Annotated in this window: 4 protein-coding genes; 1 reads left to right on the forward strand and 3 read right to left on the reverse strand. The window is 70.8% G+C overall.

Features of this window, described 5'->3' with window-relative positions:
- The first annotated feature begins 244 nt into the window (after nt 1-244).
- Nucleotides 245-955 (forward strand): GntR family transcriptional regulator, encoded by a 711-nt coding sequence (locus G6030_RS13220; RefSeq protein ID WP_182643438.1) that lies wholly within the window; start codon nt 245-247, stop codon nt 953-955.
- A 90-nt stretch (nt 956-1045) separates the two neighbouring features.
- Here the strand turns inward: G6030_RS13220 and G6030_RS13225 are convergent, their stop codons facing one another.
- From G6030_RS13225 to G6030_RS13235, 3 genes are all read right to left on the reverse strand, one after another.
- Nucleotides 1046-1897, reverse strand: a complete 852-nt coding sequence (locus G6030_RS13225; RefSeq protein WP_347238663.1) for an oxygenase MpaB family protein — start codon at nt 1895-1897, stop codon at nt 1046-1048.
- A 42-nt stretch (nt 1898-1939) separates the two neighbouring features.
- Nucleotides 1940-3532 carry a fatty-acid--CoA ligase FadD5 gene (gene fadD5, locus G6030_RS13230; RefSeq protein ID WP_182643439.1) on the reverse strand — a complete coding sequence of 531 codons (1593 nt, stop codon included), beginning with the start codon at nt 3530-3532 and terminating at the stop codon, nt 1940-1942.
- 43 nt (nt 3533-3575) lie between these two features.
- On the reverse strand, nt 3576-3832 hold a 257-nt coding region (locus G6030_RS13235), incomplete at its 5' end, for an enoyl-CoA hydratase-related protein (RefSeq protein WP_182643440.1).

Raw genomic sequence — 3832 nt, forward strand, 5'->3', positions numbered from 1 at the left:
GCGCCGGGACTGCGCCGGCGGTGGCGGCGGGCGGCCCGGCGTCGGCCTGCGCCGCCGCGGTCGAGGGGACGACGACGAGCGATACCATCGCCAGGACGAGCGCGGAGACGAGATGTTTCACGTGAACCCCTTCGGCGGGCGGCGCGCGCACCCCCGTCGAGGTATGGTGGGCCGCTACGGATATATTTGATTTCGATTATCGGTCAGCGGTGCCCCGTGCGGGTGCTCCTTCTTCTGGAATGAGGTGGCGGACTTGGCCCCCACACGACTCGCTCAGCGTCCGCAGCTCTCCGAGGAGGTCGCCGACCACGTCCGGACCCTCATCATGAGCGGGGAGATCCGGCCCGGCGACTTCATCCGGCTCGACGAGACCGCCGCCACCCTCGGCGTGAGCGTGACCCCCGTTCGCGAGGCACTGCTCACCCTGCGCGGGGAGGGCCTGGTCGATCTCGTGCCCCGCCGCGGCTACCTGGTCTCCCCCATGAGTCGCCAGGACATCGAGGACATCTTCTGGCTGCAGGCCGAACTGTCCAAGCGGATCGTGGACCGGGCCATCACCAGGTACGACGACGCCGCGATCGAGGCCCACGCCCGCCTGATCGACGACTTCGAGGCGGCGTCCGCGGCCGGCCACGCCGACGGCGTCGTGCACGCCCAGTACGCGATCCACCGGTCCATCAACCGGGTCTCCCGCTCGGACAAGCTCTCGCGCTTCCTGTCCAACGCGGCCCGGTACATGCCGTACCTCCTCTACGCCGAGGATCCCGAGTGGCGCGCGGGTGCCCTCGTCGACCACCGGCGCATGCTGCAGGCCCTGCGAGACAAGGACCTCGAGACCGCCCACGACGTGGTGGACGGCGAGTTCGCCAACGGCGCGCGGCTGCTGGTCGCCCACCTCGAGCGGGCCGGCGTGTGGGACGAGGCCCGCGGACCGGAACTCGCCGCCGAGGCCTGAGCACCCGCACCGGCTCCCGCCGCATGACCCGCGGGTCCCGGCGGCGGGCCCGGCGCACGGTCACCCGGCCCCGGACCCACCTCGTCGTCGTCACATCAACGGACGACCCGTCTTCAGCCGCCACTTCAGGTCGAGCAGCAGCACTCGGTAGGTGATGGTGCGCACCGACTCCGGCAGGAGGCCGTTGAGCCGCGCCGTCACCGCGAGGAAGACCTCGAAGCGCCGCTGGTCGCGCGGGCTCCACGGCAGGCCGAGCGCGTCGCGGAACTCGCGGTGCAGGAAGCCCGTGGTCACCCACTTGGCGATCCGGCCGAAGAGCAGCGTCGCGGGCTGGGGCAGCATCCGTAGTTCCGTGAGGCCCACCAGGTGCTCGCGGACGGGCGCGTCGAAGTGCACCCGCGACATGCCCTCCTTCCAGTACTCCTCGAAGTCCGCGCGGCTCGCCGGCCACTGCTCCGGACGCACCTGCAGCGTCGTGCCCAGCGACGGGGCGCTGGCGTAGAAGGCCTCGCGGTCCGTGTCTGTCATCGGGCCGTGCAGCCACTCGAAGACGTCCTCGAACCCGATGTACAGGCAGGCCGCCACCCACATCTGCAGACTGGGATCGAGCGCGCTGTACTTCACGCGGCTCTCCGGCGTCGAGTGCACGCGGCGGTGGATGCGCGTCACCTCGTCGCGGTATACGCGCTTGTCCTCGTCGGTGCCCAACGTCGCCACCGCCAGGTACTGGAACGTGGTGCGCGCCCGCTTGAGGGGTCGCTTGTAGACGTTGCCGGTGTCCACGCGGCTATCCCGCACGCCCCAGCCGACCTCGGGCCTCAACTGCGTGATGACGTTGGCCACGCCGCTCGCGGCGCCGAGCGAGTCGACCGCGTCGGTGAGGGCGGGCGGGGACGAACGCGCCACGGCGGGCGCGGGATTGCGGTGTAGCTCGGTGATCACTACGGCTTCCTCACTCGGCAGTCGGATGGGGCGCGTCGCTGCTCAGACGCCCACGGTGCCGTGCTCGGCGCGCAGCGTGCCCTTGACGACCTTGCCGCTGGCGTTGCGCGGGAGCTCGTCCACGTGGACCAGGTGCTTGGGCAGCTTGAAGCCGGCGAGCTTGTCGCGCAGCCACTCGGTCAGCTCCTCGAGCGTGAGGTCGGCGACGCCCTCCTCCTCGTGCTGCGCGACGACCGCGACGGGGACCTCGCCCCACTTGTCGTCCCGGCGGCCGATGACGGCGACCTCGCGCACCCGCGGGTGCCCGGCGATGACGTTCTCCACCTCGGCGCAGTAGATGTTCTCGCCGCCGGAGATGATCATGTCCTTCTTGCGGTCGACGACGTAGACGAATCCCTCCTCGTCCATCCGCACCAGGTCGCCCGAGTGGAACCAGCCGCCCTCGAACGCCTCGGCCGTCTCCTTGGGCTTGTTCCAGTACCCGGCCATCATGGTGGGGCCGCGGTAGACGATCTCGCCGACCTCGCCCGGACCGACCGGCTCGCCGAACCCGTCGATGACCCGCGCCTGGATGGTGGGGATCACCTTGCCGACGGAGCCGAGCTTGCGGATCGCGTCGTCACCGTCGAGCGCGCAGGTGATGGGGCTCATCTCGGTCTGGCCGAACACCGCGCAGTTGAGCGCGTCCGGGAAGGTCTCCGCCATGGCCCGCAGGATGGTGTCCGTGGACGGGGCGGCGCCCCAGGAGATATTGCGCAGCACCAGGTCACGCGGTCGTGCCTGCTGCTCGGCGCAGACGGCCTGCCACTGCACGGGCACGAGGAAGATGCTGGTGATCTTCTCCGCCTCGAGGGTGTCGAGCAGGGCCGCCGGGTCGAACGCCTGGAGGGGGTGGACCACCGTCACGCCGCCGAGCTGGAGGCTCGGGGCGATGGAGCCCAGGGCGGCGATGTGGAACATCGGCGCCGCGCCCAGGGCGCGCCCCTCCTCGTCGAACAGGCGGAAGACCCGGATGCAGGTCAGCGACTGCGCGGTGAGGTTCTCGTACGACAGCATGGCGCCCTTCGGGCGGCCGGTCGTGCCCGAGGTGTACATGATGAGCGCGGTCGAGTCCTCGGGGACGTCGACCGGCTCGTGCGGCTCGCCCTCCTCGGCGATCGCGTCGGCGAAGGTCGTCTGGTCCTCGACACCGCTCTCGCCGCCGATGACGATGTGGGCGCCCGGCTCCTCGCCCTGTGCCCGGATCGCGCCGACGAGCGGCGCGAGCATCGCGTCGGTCACGACGACCTTGGGCGTGCAGTCGCTGACGAGGTACGCCAGCTCGCCGGGCGTGAGCCGGAAGTTCACCGGCACCGCGATCGCGCCGAGCTTGTTGATGCCCAGCACGGCCTCGATGAACTCGGGATTGTTGAGCGTGATGAGCATGACCCGGTCACCCTTGCCGACGCCGCGGCGCGCGAGGGCGTCGGCGAACCGGGTGCTGCGGTCGCGCAGCTCGGCCCAGGTGGTGGTCTGACCGAGGTAACGCAGTGCCTCGGCGTCGGGCTTCATCTCTGCGTGGGTGGCGACCCACGTGTTCCAGTTGTTGCGGCGCGCCGCATGCAGCTCGGCGATGGGATCCGTGGCGGTGGTCATGGTCTCGGCCTTTCGTGGCGACGGTGGGTGACTGGTGGGTGGGTCAGGTGAAGTTCGGGCGTCGTTTCTCGAGAACGGACTTGACGCCCTCGGCGAAGTCGTCGGAGACGAGCAGTTCGCACTGCCCCTCGTGCTCACGTCGGAGGGCCTCGTCGAGCTCCGTGAGCGCGGCCAGGGTGACCGCCCGCTTGGTCAGCTCGAGAGCCCGCCGGGGGCCGCGCGCCAGGCGCCGCGCCAGCTTCTGCGCGGCCTCGTGCAGCTCGGCGGCCGGCAGCACGTCCACGACCAGGCCCACGTCGC

Origin of the sequence: Dietzia sp. E1, from assembly GCF_014145015.1 — a bacterium.
In the GTDB taxonomy this organism is placed as follows: domain Bacteria; phylum Actinomycetota; class Actinomycetes; order Mycobacteriales; family Mycobacteriaceae; genus Dietzia; species Dietzia cinnamea_A.

Bases quoted from the DNA above. Each gene is read 5' to 3' on its own strand.
- fadD5 (WP_182643439.1), bottom strand. From the start codon at position 3,532: ATGACCACCGCCACGGATCCCATCGCCGAGCTGCATGCGGCGCGCCGC.